The 13197-nt window shown below is 48.3% G+C and carries 12 protein-coding genes; 2 read left to right on the plus strand and 10 right to left on the minus strand.

Features of this window, described 5'->3' with window-relative positions; translation table 11 throughout:
• Nucleotides 1-581: 581 nt before the first annotated feature.
• The 4 genes from rlmD to CB4_RS20165 form a co-directional block, all read right to left on the minus strand.
• The gene (rlmD, locus tag CB4_RS21355; protein WP_231956090.1) at nt 582-2006 is read right to left on the minus strand and encodes a 23S rRNA (uracil(1939)-C(5))-methyltransferase RlmD; all 1425 of its coding nucleotides are present in this window, start codon (nt 2004-2006) and stop codon (nt 582-584) included.
• A 27-nt stretch (nt 2007-2033) separates the two neighbouring features.
• On the minus strand, nt 2034-2912 hold the full coding sequence (locus CB4_RS21360; RefSeq protein ID WP_096467820.1) for a diacylglycerol kinase: 879 nt from the start codon (nt 2910-2912) through the stop codon (nt 2034-2036).
• Between the two features lie 95 nt (nt 2913-3007).
• Nucleotides 3008-4336, minus strand: coding sequence for a (Fe-S)-binding protein (locus CB4_RS20160; RefSeq protein ID WP_309146617.1), 1329 nt, complete (start codon nt 4334-4336; stop codon nt 3008-3010).
• Nucleotides 4311-5777, minus strand: a complete 1467-nt coding sequence (locus CB4_RS20165; RefSeq protein ID WP_096467468.1) for an FAD-binding oxidoreductase — start codon at nt 5775-5777, stop codon at nt 4311-4313. Before CB4_RS20165 ends, CB4_RS20160 begins: the two co-directional genes overlap by 26 nt.
• A gap of 122 nt (nt 5778-5899) precedes the next feature.
• Here CB4_RS20165 and CB4_RS20170 point away from each other — a divergent pair, with 122 nt between their 5' ends.
• Nucleotides 5900-6592: a FadR/GntR family transcriptional regulator gene (locus tag CB4_RS20170; RefSeq protein ID WP_096467469.1), complete on the plus strand. Its 693-nt coding sequence runs from the start codon at nt 5900-5902 to the stop codon at nt 6590-6592.
• Here CB4_RS20170 and CB4_RS20175 read toward each other — a convergent pair.
• The 3 genes from CB4_RS20175 to CB4_RS20185 all read right to left on the minus strand — a co-directional run bounded on the left by CB4_RS20175 (nt 6589) and on the right by CB4_RS20185 (nt 8839).
• On the minus strand, nt 6589-7338 hold the full coding sequence (locus CB4_RS20175) for a sirohydrochlorin chelatase (RefSeq protein WP_096467470.1): 750 nt from the start codon (nt 7336-7338) through the stop codon (nt 6589-6591). The genes CB4_RS20170 and CB4_RS20175 overlap by 4 nt on opposite strands.
• A gap of 164 nt (nt 7339-7502) precedes the next feature.
• Nucleotides 7503-8087, minus strand: a complete 585-nt coding sequence (locus CB4_RS20180; protein ID WP_096467471.1) for a guanylate kinase — start codon at nt 8085-8087, stop codon at nt 7503-7505.
• A gap of 197 nt (nt 8088-8284) precedes the next feature.
• On the minus strand, nt 8285-8839 hold the full coding sequence (locus CB4_RS20185; protein WP_096467472.1) for a thioredoxin family protein: 555 nt from the start codon (nt 8837-8839) through the stop codon (nt 8285-8287).
• A 127-nt stretch (nt 8840-8966) separates the two neighbouring features.
• On the opposite strand from CB4_RS20185, the gene CB4_RS20190 reads away from it, so the two are divergent.
• On the plus strand, nt 8967-9851 hold the full coding sequence (locus CB4_RS20190; protein ID WP_096467473.1) for an EamA family transporter: 885 nt from the start codon (nt 8967-8969) through the stop codon (nt 9849-9851).
• A 27-nt stretch (nt 9852-9878) separates the two neighbouring features.
• Here CB4_RS20190 and gatB read toward each other — a convergent pair whose 3' ends face one another.
• From gatB to gatC, 3 genes are read right to left on the minus strand one after another with little or no spacing between them, the layout of a single operon-like run.
• Nucleotides 9879-11312, minus strand: a complete 1434-nt coding sequence (gene gatB / locus CB4_RS20195; protein ID WP_096467474.1) for an Asp-tRNA(Asn)/Glu-tRNA(Gln) amidotransferase subunit GatB — start codon at nt 11310-11312, stop codon at nt 9879-9881.
• An 18-nt stretch (nt 11313-11330) separates the two neighbouring features.
• Nucleotides 11331-12791, minus strand: coding sequence for an Asp-tRNA(Asn)/Glu-tRNA(Gln) amidotransferase subunit GatA (gene gatA, locus CB4_RS20200; protein ID WP_096467475.1), 1461 nt, complete (start codon nt 12789-12791; stop codon nt 11331-11333).
• A 17-nt stretch (nt 12792-12808) separates the two neighbouring features.
• Nucleotides 12809-13099 carry an Asp-tRNA(Asn)/Glu-tRNA(Gln) amidotransferase subunit GatC gene (gatC, locus tag CB4_RS20205; protein ID WP_096467476.1) on the minus strand — a complete coding sequence of 97 codons (291 nt, stop codon included), beginning with the start codon at nt 13097-13099 and terminating at the stop codon, nt 12809-12811.
• Between the last annotated feature and the right edge of the window lie 98 nt (nt 13100-13197).

Consider the following 13197-nt stretch of genomic DNA (forward strand, 5'->3'; position numbering starts at 1 on the left):
ATAAAAATCCTACTCCTTCAAAATAAAAGTTGCACTCCCCCCTTCTGTCCTTGAAGAATTAAAGGAGTATTACACATACCGGGTTAAGGAGCGGGATAAGATCTGGGACACGTGGCAAGGTGGCAAACTTTTTTTTGTATTTGCTCATGCTGACGACAGAGCCTTTCACCACAAACGGCCGTACCTATAGTTTCGGCAATTCGTTAAGAAGAACGGTTTCCGATATCTCCGCTTCACGATCTACGCCATACACCAGCAACGATGCTCATAAGTCAAGCCATGCAAAAGTTATTTCTGAGCGACTTGGACATGACAGCATAACAACCACAATGAACATATACGGACATGCCCTCCGTTCCTCCGATCAAGCCGCTGCCGATAAGTTCGAAAATCTGTTCATACTAGATGCCAAACAAGCTAAAAAAGACGTTGGGATAATATTTCTCCCAGCGTCTTTTTCTTTTATGCTCTCTTACTTTACCTTTACATATAGTTTTACGGCAGTTTTACGGCAATTCATCAAAAGCACTTCTGTTATACAAATTTCCAATACACTGTATCACCCAATAAATCCTTATATATCAACGGGTTTCAGCATCTGTTTCACTCCTTACAAGCAACGCGACATTTTCAACGTGTGTTGTATGTGGGAACATATCGACCGGCTGCACCTCAACCGTCTTGTACCCGCCTTCCTCCAGAAAACGAAGATCACGGGCCAGCGTTGACGGATTACACGACACATACACCACACGGTCCGGCTTCATATCCAGTATCGTCTGCAACAGCGCCTCATCACAGCCCTTGCGTGGCGGATCAACCACAATCACATCCGCACGATTCCCTTCCTCATACCATGCAGGAATCACAACCTCCGCTTCACCAACTGCAAACGTCGCATTCTCAATTCCGTTCAACTGCGCATTCCGCTTCGCATCCTCAATCGCATCCGGCACAATCTCCACACCAAACACCTGCTTCGCCTTCTGCGCCAGGAATAGCGAGATCGTCCCGATGCCGCAGTATGCGTCAATCACACTCTCTTCTCCCGTCAGCGCCGCATACTCCAGCGCTTTGCCATACAGGCGCTCCGTCTGTACCGGATTCACCTGATAGAAGGAACGGGCCGAGATTGCAAACGTGATATCCCCAATCGTATCGTATATGTATTCCTCGCCCCACAGCACCCGGGTAACATCACCGAAAATCACATTCGTCCGCTTTGTATTGACGTTCTGGACAATGCTTTTCACACCCGGTACAGCCTGCGCCAGCTCTGCCACCAACTCATCCTGGTTTGGAATCTTGTCCCCATTTGTGACAAGCACAATCATTACATCTCCAGTCGCAAAGCCGACTTTTGTGACGACATGGCGCAAAAGCCCGGTATGTGTTTCTTCCTGATAAGCACGGACACCGTGCTTCCAGGCGATCTTCTTCACATGAGCGATTACGTCATCACCCGTTTCGTGCTGGATGAGACAGGCTTCCATATCAATAATTTCATGCGAACGAGCGGCGTAGAAACCACCGATTAAACCGCCCACTTGCTCGCCAATCGGCACCTGGGCCTTGTTTCGGTAGCGCCATGGGTTTTCCATGCCGATCGTCGGATGAACTGGAACACCTTCGATTTTGCCGATACGGCGCAAGTTGTCTTCGACAAGCTTGCGCTTGAATTCGAGCTGTGCGGCATACTCCATATGCTGAATCCCACAGCCGCCGCAGCGGGCGTACAATGGGCAAGAAGGTTCTGTACGAGCCAAAGACGGTTCGAGAATCTCAAGCAGACGGGCGTAGCCGAACTGCTTTTTCAACTTTGTAGCACGCACGCGAACGCGTTCGCCTGCAAGCGCACCTGGCACGAACAACGTGTACCCTTCATAGCGCCCTACACCATTTCCTTCGTGTGAGATGTCTTCAATCGTAATCTCTACTGTTTCATTTTTCGTAAGCGGCAGGCCGGACAGATCGGCTGTCGGCTGCTTGCGCTGTTTTTTCTTCAAAATAACCCACCTATATTCTATGCGTAATTAGCGAATAAGCTTGATGTGCCGTGGCAGTGCCGTAAAGGTACATGGGAGCGTGCCCCCGAATTCTCCATCGAGATTCAGCTTCACCTTCTCGTTGGAAATCGCGACAAGTTTCCGAGTCTGAAAATATTCGACCTTCGGATCATTCACATGTTCGCCTTTCAGTGCCAGCGTAGCAATGCGGATAAAATCCGGGAGCGATGTTTTCCTCAACACGATGCAGTCAAGCAGACCGTCATCTGTTTTTGCGTTCGGCGCGATTTTTTCAAAGCCGCCGATGGAATTGCTGTTGGCGACGAGAAACATCATGATTTCCTCATCAATTATCCGATCATCCGCTTCAAGGCGAATATGCATCGGGGAGAGGAAAGCCAATTTCTCGATGCCTTTCATATAATAGGCAAGCTGGCCGAGCAGCGTTTTCAGCTTGCTGGGCACTTCGTATGTGAGCGTTGTCAATGCGCCGCCGCCCGCAATATTAATGAAGTAGCGGCTGTTAATTTTGCCGACGTCAATTGGAATTGGTGTACCGTTTGCGATGACTTCTACCGCCTTCGGAATGCTGCGCGGTAGGCCAAGCGCACGGGCAAAGTCATTCGTCGTCCCTGCTGGAATGATGCCGAGTGCCGGACGGTATCTCTGTTCGGCAATACCGTTAATCACTTCGTATATCGTCCCGTCTCCTCCGGCTGCAATCACGAGATCAAAGCGACGCTCGACCGCCATGCGTGCCGCAAACGTCGCATCTCCCTGCCCTTTGGTCGCGTGACAGGAGGTTTCATAGCCGCTCTTCTCTAGTGTATCGAGTATCCTCGGAATCCACCGTTTCACTTCTTCCCGTCCGGAAGACGGATTATAAATTAAACGTGCACGTTTCATATCCATCCACCCTATTTCCCCATGAACTTAACTATTCCTTTACAAAGATTACCCTACTTGAAGAAAAAAAGAAAGCCGCCTGTATATGAGGCGGCTTACAACGCACGGTCGAGCAAATCCATGATGTGGATCGCTTCCATCTCATCCTGCATGCCGGCCCGGATGATGCCTTGCTTCATCTGAAGCAGACAGCCCGGATTGGACGTTACGATGAGGTGTGCTTTCGTTTTCTTGACATTTTCCATCTTGTCATCAAGAATACGCATCGACATATCGAAGTTTGTGATGTTATAGATACCCGCCGAACCGCAGCAGCTATCCGCGTTTATCATCTCGACGTATTCCACACCTGGAACGCTGCGGATAAGCTGGCGTGGCTGGTTGCGAACGCCCTGACCGTGCGCTAAGTGACACGAATCTTGATACGTTACGCGCACGTCTAGAGAATTCTTGAATTCAATCTGCGGCAGTTCGGTCAGCAGTTCATTTGCATCGCGTGTTTTGGTGACAAATGCCATCGCCCGCTCTTTCCATTCTGGATCATCGTGGAACCAGTGATGATATTCCTTAAGCGCGGCTCCGCAGCCACCCGCGTTGTTAACGATGAAGTCGACATCTGCTTTCTCGAATACTTCGATATTGCGTTTCGCAAGCTCAACCGCTCCGTCTTTTTCTCCGGAGTGTGCGTGCAGCGCCCCGCAGCATGCCTGATCATCGACAAAGATCACTTCACAGCCCGCTTTCGCAAGCACACGGGAGGTCGCCTGGTTCGTTTCATAAAACATTACATCCATAATGCAGCCTTTAAACATACCAATGCGGAGCTTGGCTGGCTGATCGGCTGGTTTCACGATCTTTTGACGCTTTTTGCGTTCAGCCGGAGACGCTACTTTTTCTACGGCTTTCTGCATTTCTGCCATCGGACGTGGAAGCATATTCACAAGGCCAGTTTTATCCGCCAGTGTTTGCAGGCCAGCCGCCTGCGCTGCCCAGAGTGCCGTACCAAGTGTATCAATCCGCTTCGGATGCTTGAAGATCTTATTAAAAACAATATCGCGGATAAATGGTGATTTGCTTTGTTCTTTTTTGTTCGTTTCCACCACTTCGCGTGCCGTTTCCACCAAACTACCGTATGGTACACCTGCCGGACAGGCCGTCTCACAAGCGCGGCAGCCAAGACACAAATACATGTTGTTTTCGAACTCATGATTTACTTGCAGCGCTTCTTGAGCTACGCCTTTCATGAGAGCGATGCGGCCACGCGGGCTTGCCACTTCTTTACCTGTCTGTCGATACGTCGGACAGGACGGGAGGCAGAAGCCGCACTGCATGCAGTTCATGATTTCGTTCATGTCAAACTTGTTCAGCAGGGATACACCTGCTGTGGAGCAGTCCGGGTTACTTATCTGCTTGTTCGGTTCCATGTTCATGTTCTCCCGTGTGTCCACATCCACAGCCATGATTCACGACCACCCTTCTTCTAGAGCTTTTCGCAAAAATTTTGCCAGGGTTCATAATTCCGTGCGGGTCAAATGCTTCTTTAATTCGTCGCATTACGTCCATACCAACTGGACCAACTTTCAGATCAAGGTAATCGGCTTTTGCCATACCAACGCCGTGTTCGCCTGTAATGGTGCCCCCGAGCTTGATTGCCGCATGGAAAATCTCTTCGAACGCCTGCTCGACGCGATGGATTTCTCCCTTATCCCGTTCATCTGTCAGGCAAGTCGGATGCAGATTGCCATCTCCCGCATGACCAAATGTACAAATCTGCAGGTCGTATTTTTTCGCTACCAGATTAACCTGTTCTACCATCGCCGCCAGGTTGGCACGCGGTACCGTCGCATCTTCCAGAATCGTCGTCGGTTTAACACGGGCAAGTGCTGAAAGTGCGGAACGACGCGCTGCCATCAGGCTCGCTCCTTCTTCTGCTGTCTGCGCCATCCGTACTTCTGCTGCGCCTTCTGCCCGGCAAATATCTGCTATCCGCGCAATATCGTGCTCAACCTGAAGCTGGGTTCCGTCCTGTTCGATAATGAGCATCGCCTTCATGTCCAGCGGCAAGCCAATGTGAGCAAAGTCTTCCACTACGATCATCGTCTCCTGATCGAGGAATTCCAGCGTCGCCGGAATAATCTTGGAAGCGATAATCCGCTGTACACTTCGGGCTGCATCAGTCAAGTCATTGTAGTACGCCACCATCGTTTGTTTTGTTTCTGGAAGCGGTAACAATTTTGCAGTAATCTCGGTAATGACTGCCAGCGTGCCCTCTGATCCAACGAGCAGCTTGGTCACATCGTATCCGGCTACATCTTTCGCATTCTTACCACCTACCCGTAAAACATCACCGTTCGGCAGAACAGCTTCCAGTCCCATGATATAATCTTTTGTTACACCGTATTTCAGGCCACGCATACCGCCCGCACATTCTGCAACATTCCCACCCATGGTCGAAATCCGCATACTGCCTGGATCCGGTGGATAAAATAATCCAACTGCCTCTACCGCTTTATGAACATCCGCCGTAATCACACCCGGCTCAAATGTTGCGGTCAAATTATCCTGATCAATTTCTTTAAAAGTATTCAAACGATTCATATTGAGTACAATTCCACCTTCGACCGGTACCGTTCCGCCGCACAAGTTCGTGCCAGAACCACGGGATACAATCGGAATACGGTGCTGGCTGGCAACTTTCATAATCGCCGCTATTTCCTCTACACTAGATGGAATCACTACAGCATCCGGCATTGCCTGGTAAAGCGGGGTTGCATCATACGAATACACATACAATTCATTCGGTGTATCGAGAAAATAATCGCGGCCTACAATACTCCGCAATTCATTTTTAATATTTTGATTCATTCGAACCCTCTCCCCCCCTTATTCAGCAGGTCATCTGATGAATTTGATAATAATTTTAGCATACTACAAGAAAATTGTGTAGAATAAAAGAAAAGAATTTAACAGAGGGGTACGAGAAATCTATGTCACTTATTAAGAAAAGTTATGAAGTGATCGCGGAACAACTGGAGAAGCTTGTGGAAAACGGTTCACTAGAACCTGGAACGCGCCTGCCTACTATCGACCGCTTAGCGGAACAATATCAAGTCGGAAAGTCTACTATCCGGGAAGCACTCAGTCAACTCAAGGCACGCGGTTTAATTGAATCGCGTCAAGGTGAGGGGACCTTTGTGAAAAAAAGCGCATCAGCAGCCCTAAAAGCCATCCCACCCATTATCGCCAGCAATCACGAAGAATTGGTGAAGCTGATGCAGGTACGCCAGATCGTGGAGTCCGGCTGTGCGGAACTCGCGGCGATGAATCGAGATGAAGCAGATATACAACGTCTTTCTTCTATTATAAATAGTATGGAAGCTGCACTTACTGATGAAGAGATGAGTCGGTTATACGACATTGAGTTTCACATTGCGATCGCATACGCCACAAAAAATCAGTACTTGCAAAACATGATGGAAAGCATTTCGGAGGCGCTTAATCTGACGATTCGAGACAGCCGCAACCTGTGGTTGTATGAAAACGAAAGCACAACCGCCCGACTCTACCATGAGCATCTGGAAGTATTCGAGGCCATTCAAAACCAGGACAGTGGAGAAGCTCGCCGCTTGATTGAGCAGCACCTGATCCGCGTGCGCCAGGTACTTGAGACAAGCCGTTAGGATATATATGTTTTTATTGTGATATTCAGCCATTTTGTCACGTTTGGATCGGGAAGATAGGCGCGCCCATCGTAGCGCACCGGAATGCCCGCGAGACGCTGCGGAATGGCTGTTTCTGTATAGTAACCTGAACTGAGGAACAGCGGAATGACGAGCGGTTGATACTTCTCTGCCAGTCTGTATGCCTGCTGTCGAACGTTATCAGGGTGAAACGTACCGTATGTAGCAGCACGTAGCCCTACCTCATCACGCAGACTGATCGCCAGTTCCTGCAATAGGCCCTCCCACTGCTCCTGATAGCCCGGCTCCTCACTGCCGTGCGCCACGAGCAACAGCGCTTCTTCTTCCGGGCGGACCGACAACTCACATACTCGTTTCCGCAACAAGGTGCGGATACATGGATGTGCATCCATCGGTGCAGCCCAGATGATAGTGGTACCCGGTCGCAGCGTAATACGTTCCAAATCGGTCGGCACCGCACATGTATCCGTAATCCCGAGCATGTAACGGATTTCGGACAGATGAGTGCTCCCGCTCGAAATAAACAAAGGGATGGCCACAATGCGCTGCACACCCTTCTCTTCTAGCTTTCGAATACTATCTGCAATCGATTTCCCTTCGACCATACCAAGGAAGGCTACTTCTATCGGAACACTGCTATCAAGCTGTGTGGCTGTTTTTTCTACAAGCTCGTTCCATTCTGATCGGCGCGAACCATGTGCAATGATGACGACTCCCTGCTTCATACATTCCCCCCCTTTTAAAAACCCACTATTTTTCTATGTATTGTATATTTTATAGCACTTTTCTGAGTTTTTGTACACAAAAAAGTCCTGGCATCGCTCCTCTCCATAAGAAAAAAGAGGAATATGCCAGGATTTTTGTATCTTACTATGCCGTTTGCTTACGGTTAGTCTTCAAGAAATTTAGCATCCAGGTAGTTCTCTAGCAGCTTCGTAATTTCGAAAGCCGTATGCGATGAATCGAAGTTTTCAAATACGTGTTCGCACGCATCCTTATATGCCATCGATTCGTTATAATGAGCAAGGTGTCGTGCAATATCCTTCTCCGAATCCCCGCGCTGCTTTTGTCGCTCGACAACCGTATCGCTGTCAGCATAAACAAAGAAACGAATTACGTTGTCTCCATACAGCTTTTTCACTTTTTCGGTTCCTTCCGCATTCAACACCATAATGATACTCTGGTTTTCCGTAAATAATGCGGCAATATCTCCTTCTTTGATGCCATAGTGATAGCCGTCCATCGCAACGCTTTCCAAAAACTCATGGTTTGCTGCAGCCTGATGAAATTGTTCTTCTGTTATAAAATAATAGTCCTGTCCCTCCACTTCCATCGGTTTCTTTGGACGAGTTGTATAGGAAATAATAGGAGGGATATGCAGACTACGAAAAATCATTTCTGCAATTGTTTTGCGACCTGCTCCATCGGGTCCAGTAAATACCAGGATATATTCTTTGTCTTTTAAACTAAACATGGCATAAAACCTCCTTGGGATAAATGAACCTCTAGATTGTTAATAGCGCTTACTACATACACAAACACATAGCGATAAACACAGGACATACCAATTATTATATTCGATATTTCTCATAAAATTCCTTTTCAGCAATTCCCCTTAAATGAAAAAGCGGCTGAACACTAGAAGTCTCTCCTCATGTTCAGCCGCTTTACTTATACCTGTAGCTTATCTTTAACACTTTCTATAACGGTACGCCATACTGATGGATTGGACGTGATTTCTTCTTTGAATTGACGATACATATTTTTTTGCTTCTCCTCAAAATCGGGAGAATCTGCTGCCGGTAGTTCAGCTCGTAAGGACGCGACCATCTCCTGCACCTCCGATGATCTCGGCCCCCAAACTTTTATTTCCTCACCATTCTGGTCGATAAAAATGAAGATTGGTATAGATCGAGCTGTCCCATTGGTCAAATATTGATCCATGAGCTCTAGGTTCTCATCACGAATTAGAAAACGTAATTCCATGTTGCTTGTCTCTGCTATTCTTTGCAGAACGGGAACACATAAAGCAGCGTCCCCACACCAATCCGCAGTAAGAACGATTCCTCGCCAGTTGCGCTTTGCAACCTCCTGAAATGTCTCCAGATCATCTTCTGAAAAAACAAGTTGTTCGTAGACGCGAGTCAGTTCTTGCTGGTTTACTTGCATACTCATGCGATACTGTTCAAATGTCATGCCTTTTTCATACCAGGATTCCAATGTCATGACAACGCCTCCTTTCAAGTACATACTATTATAATCGACAAATTCCTTTGGTATAGAGTCAAAATTTTGCTACAATATTTTTACCCATAACTTTATGCATCTGAAGCGGTAAGAAGGAGGGAATTTTGTGGTTTCTGGGTATCTTCTTGTACTATTATCGGCGGTAGGATTCGGTGTGCTGCCGATCTTTGCACTGTTTGCGTATGATAGTGGCGTAAGTGTAGCGACGCTTTTATTTTTACGTTTTGTAATTGCGGCGGTTATTTTCTTTGGCTGTGTGTTCCTGTATTCACGCACATGGAACGTATCACGGCGTCAACTGGTGTCGCTTCTGCTGCTTGGAGGTGTATTCTACACCTTGCAATCGTCAGCGTATTTCTTATCCGTAAAATACATTCCAGCCTCACTCGCCACTCTTTTGTTCTATTTATATCCTGTATTCGTCGCCGTTCTATCCTTCTTCTTTAATAAGGAAACACTCTCAAAACGACTGATCGTATCAGTTCTGATCTCGCTTGGCGGTATGGGACTGGTGCTCGGAACGCCAAACGGAGACATCAATGCAATCGGCGTACTGTTTGCACTCGGAGCCGGTGTCGTTTATTCGCTGTACATTATCATCGGTGATCGGGTAACCTCTTCCGTTCCACCGATTGTTACGAGCGCATACATTGCCCTATTTGCTTCCACATCATTTTTTGTATGGGGATTGGCTACGGATTCTTTGCATTTTTCGTTTAGCAAAATCGGCTGGCTCTCCATCATTGGTGTAGCTATTTTCTCCACCGTGTTATCGATGCTCACATTTTTCATCGGTATGAACAAGACCGGGCCAACAAAAGCTTCTATTGTTAGTATGGTCGAACCAATCGTAACCATACTCTTTTCCTTCGCTCTGCTGCATGAGCAGATGGCGGCACTGCAGATACTCGGTGGCGCAATCGTGCTCACAGGAGCCGTGCTTGTTATTATCGCAAAAGAAAAACAACATGAAAACAGCCAGTCCTCCTGATGGAAGAACTGGCTGTTTTTATTCTCACTACAATTTTGCAAGCGCATCACGGAGCAGTTGATTGACCACACCTGGATTTGCTTTTCCTTTGGAAGCTTTCATAATCTGACCAACAAGAGCGCCGATCGCTTTTTCTTTGCCGGCTTTGAAGTCTTCAATCGCCTGCGGATTTGCGGCAAGCACTTCGTCTACCATCTGTTTCAGTGCCCCTTCGTCGCTAATCTGCACCAGACCTTTTTCTTCAACGATTTTTTCCGGTGACTTGCCCGATTCCATCATCTCTTTGAAAACTGTCTTAGCAATCTTATTACTGATGGTGCCTTTTTCGATGAGCTGCACGAGAGCACCAAGATTTTCCGGTGTGAGACTGATTTCTTTAAATTCCAGATTATTGGCGTTCAAGTACCCAATCGTCTCTCCCATGAGCCAGTTAGAAACTACTTTGGCATCCGCACCAGTCTGTACGGTCACATCAAAAAAGTCGGACATGTCCTTCGACATCGTCAGCACACCTGCATCATATTCTGGCAAGCCGTACTGCTCTACATAGCGGGCTTTACGCGCATCTGGAAGTTCCGGGATCAAGGCGCGAATTTCTTCGATCCAGGCCGAATCAATCTTCATCTTGATAAGATCTGGGTCCGGGAAATACCGATAGTCGTGCGCTTCTTCCTTGCTGCGCATCGAGAAGGTACGGGCTTTGTTATCATCCCAGCGACGTGTTTCCTGTACGACTCTCTCTCCGTCACGCAGCAGTTCCGCCTGGCGTACTTCTTCATATTCGAGTCCACGCTGAACATTGCGGAGCGAGTTCACGTTTTTCAGCTCGGCACGTTTACCGAACTCTTCCTGGCCTACCGGACGCAGACTGATGTTAGCGTCACAACGGAATGAACCTTCTTCCATTTTTACGTCGGAGATTTCGCAGTACTGGACAATTGATTTCAACTTCTCTAAGTACAGACGTGCTTCTTCCGGTGAACGAAGATCCGGTTCAGACACGATCTCGATGAGCGGCGTTCCAACACGGTTGAAGTCAACAAGCGACGCGTAGCCGCTGTCGGCGTGCGTCAGCTTACCTGCATCTTCTTCCAACTGTAGACGGGTGATGCCAATACGTTTCGGCTTGCCGTCTACTTCAATTTCAATCCAGCCATTTACGGCGATAGCCTGATCAAGCTGAGAGATCTGATAGGCTTTCGGTGAGTCCGGATAGAAATAGTTTTTGCGCTCGAAAATACTTTCGTCTGCAATCTCGCAATTAAGTGCCAATCCGGCCTTGATGGCGAATTCCACCGCTCGCTTGTTCAGTACCGGCAGGACGCCCGGGTGTCCAAGGCAGACCGGACATGTATGCGTGTTCGGCGGTGCGCCGAATTCGGTTGAGCAACTGCAGAAAATTTTTGTGTTTGTGGACAATTCCACGTGAACCTCAAGTCCAATGACCGTTTCGAATTCCATCGTCTGTCTAACCCCCTTTTACAGCTCCGGACGAGCTTTGTGATGTTCGGTATTTTGTTCAAACGCATGCGCAACGCGCAACACGGTTGCTTCGTCAAATGATTTACCGGCAATTTGCATGCCCACTGGCATCCCGTTGCTTGCGAATCCGCACGGAACACTAATCGCCGGAATACCTGCAAGGTTAACCGGGACTGTGCAAATATCTTCTAAGTACATCGTTAACGGATCGTTCACTTTCTCACCAATCTTGAATGCCGTTGTTGGCGCAGTCGGTCCAATAATCACGTCATAGTTCGCGAATACCTGGTCGAAATCGCGCTTGATCAGCGTGCGCACCTGCTGGGCTTTCCGATAGTATGCATCATAGTAGCCAGAGCTTAATGCATACGTGCCAAGCATAATGCGGCGCTTCACTTCCGGGCCAAGGCCCTGACTACGCGTCTCGTGATACATATCAAGTAAGTTCTCCGCACTGTCTGCCCGCACGCCGTAGCGTACACCGTCATAGCGTGCCAGGTTGGATGATGCTTCCGATGGAGCAAGGATGTAATACGTAGGCACCGCGTATTCAGTATGTGGCAGTGTTACCTCTTCTACTGTTGCACCCAGACTTTCAAGCACTTTCAGCGCCGCGCTGATTTTCTCGCGCACTTCCGGGTCGATGCCTTCACCCATCATTTCTTTCGGTACACCGACACGCAATCCTTTGATGTCGCCTGTAAGCGCAGAGATGTAGTCTGGAATTTCTACGTCTGCTGATGTCGAATCGACCGGATCATGCGCCGCAATCGCCTGTAACACGTAAGCAGAGTCTTCCACATTTTTCGTAATCGGACCAATCTGATCAAGTGAGGATGCGAACGCCACCAGACCATAGCGAGATACGAGACCATATGTCGGCTTTAAGCCAACTACGCCACAGTACGCCGCTGGTTGACGAATAGAGCCGCCCGTATCGGAGCCAAGTGAGAAATACACTTGTCCTGCCGCAACAGATGCTGCCGAACCGCCGCTTGAGCCGCCCGGTACATAGTCAAGATTCCACGGATTGTATGTGTTATGGAAGCTGGAGTTCTCGGTCGAGCCCCCCATCGCGAATTCATCCATGTTCAGCTTCCCGATCATGACAGCTTCGGACGCATGCAAACGATCCATCGCAGTAGCGTTATGAACCGGCTTATAGTTAGCCAGTAATTTACTCGCACATGTAGTGATTACATTTTTTGTTATAATGTTATCTTTAATCCCTGCCGGCAAACCAAAAAGCAATCCCTGCTCTTCTCCACGGGATTGCTGCTCGTCCAATTGTTTCGCGCGGGCACGGGCATTCTCCTCATCGAGGGAGATAAATGCCTTTACTTTCTCTTCAGTTTGGGCGATGCGCTCAAACGAAGCATTTACGAGATCGGAGACGGTAAGTTCTCCTTTTTCCAATTCCGTATGTATATCCTGCAACCGTTTTTCAAACAAAGACACGCGGTTGTCCCCCTTTCCTATTCAATAACAGCCGGTACTTTGAATTGTCCGTCTTCCTCATCCGGCGCGTTGCGCAAGGCGTCCTCATGACTAAGAGACGGGCGCACGATATCGTCGCGCATCACGTTGTACACATCAAGCACATGGCTTGTAGGCGGTACGTCCGCTGTGTCGAGTTCGTTTAACTTTCCGGCAAACTCCAGGATGCTGTTCAGCTGTTCAGTATATTTCACGGCTTCTTCTTCCGTCAGATTCAGACGGGCAAGCTTAGCTACATATTCAACCTCATTGCGTGTAATGGCACTCATTTTTCCACCTCCTGCATATGTTTCTGGCGTCGCTCTCCTCGTACGCCAGCGTTACTAAATCTACGTAAAATCATACCAGAGAAGAACAGGTGGTGCAA

The sequence above is a fragment of the Aneurinibacillus soli genome, assembly GCF_002355375.1.
In the GTDB taxonomy this organism is placed as follows: Bacteria; Bacillota; Bacilli; order Aneurinibacillales; family Aneurinibacillaceae; genus Aneurinibacillus; species Aneurinibacillus soli.

Bases quoted from the DNA above. Each gene is read 5' to 3' on its own strand.
- CB4_RS21360 (WP_096467820.1), bottom strand. From the start codon at position 2,912: ATGAAACGTGCACGTTTAATTTATAATCCGTCTTCCGGACGGGAAGAA.
- CB4_RS20160 (WP_309146617.1), bottom strand. From the start codon at position 4,336: ATGGAACCGAACAAGCAGATAAGTAACCCGGACTGCTCCACAGCAGGT.
- CB4_RS20165 (WP_096467468.1), bottom strand. From the start codon at position 5,777: ATGAATCAAAATATTAAAAATGAATTGCGGAGTATTGTAGGCCGCGAT.
- CB4_RS20170 (WP_096467469.1), top strand. From the start codon at position 5,900: ATGTCACTTATTAAGAAAAGTTATGAAGTGATCGCGGAACAACTGGAG.
- CB4_RS20175 (WP_096467470.1), bottom strand. From the start codon at position 7,338: ATGAAGCAGGGAGTCGTCATCATTGCACATGGTTCGCGCCGATCAGAA.
- CB4_RS20180 (WP_096467471.1), bottom strand. From the start codon at position 8,087: ATGTTTAGTTTAAAAGACAAAGAATATATCCTGGTATTTACTGGACCC.
- CB4_RS20185 (WP_096467472.1), bottom strand. From the start codon at position 8,839: ATGACATTGGAATCCTGGTATGAAAAAGGCATGACATTTGAACAGTAT.
- gatB (WP_096467474.1), bottom strand. From the start codon at position 11,312: ATGGAATTCGAAACGGTCATTGGACTTGAGGTTCACGTGGAATTGTCC.
- gatC (WP_096467476.1), bottom strand. From the start codon at position 13,099: ATGAGTGCCATTACACGCAATGAGGTTGAATATGTAGCTAAGCTTGCC.